This window comes from Mycobacterium sp. (genome assembly GCF_008709575.1).
Lineage (GTDB): Bacteria > Actinomycetota > Actinomycetes > Mycobacteriales > Mycobacteriaceae > Mycobacterium.
Window position 1 is genome coordinate 1 of sequence record NZ_VYIK01000496.1, and the last position, 581, is coordinate 581.

1 protein-coding gene is annotated in these 581 nt (G+C 68.7%); it reads right to left on the reverse strand.

Annotated features, from left to right (window positions below; translation table 11 throughout):
• Positions 1-104: 104 nt before the first annotated feature.
• Positions 105-581, reverse strand: a 477-nt coding sequence (locus F6Q13_RS19790; RefSeq protein ID WP_293060087.1) for an N-acetylmuramoyl-L-alanine amidase, incomplete at its 5' end; no start/stop codon positions are given.

Sequence of the window (581 nt, forward strand, 5' to 3'; positions counted from 1 at the left end):
CATCGCCGTCGCCGGGTCGCTGGCGCTGGCCCGGTTCGGGGACGGCGCCGACCCCCGCGCGTGACGTTGTCGGGGGCTGTCGGCGGGCCGGTGGGGAAAGCCGGTTACGAATCGGGTGCTTGAGCACTCAAATAGCGCACGATTCCGTCGGTGAGCGCGGCGGCGTATTTCGTGCGCCCGTCGACGCTTTCCATCTGGATCGCGTCGCCGGGGTTTTTCATGTTCCCCAGCTCGACGAGGATGGCCGGGTACTGAGCCCAGTTCAACCCGGCCAGATCCGCTCGCCCGAATAGGCCCTGCGAGCCCAGGTAATTGGACTCCGGATAGCCGGCTAGCGCCAACGCGTCGCGCATCGTCGTCGCCAATCGCACGGCGGGCCCGGCTTGGATTTCGTTCAGCGGCGGGCTGGAGTAGTTGACGTGAAATCCCGAGCCCGACGGGGGTCCGCCGTCGCCGTGGATGCTCACGATCGCATCGGGTTTGGCCGCGTTAGCCAAGGCGGCGCGCTGGTCCACGCAGGGTCCCACGCCGGTGTCGCTGTCACGGGTCATCGTGGTGCGCCCGCCCAGCCGATCCAGCGC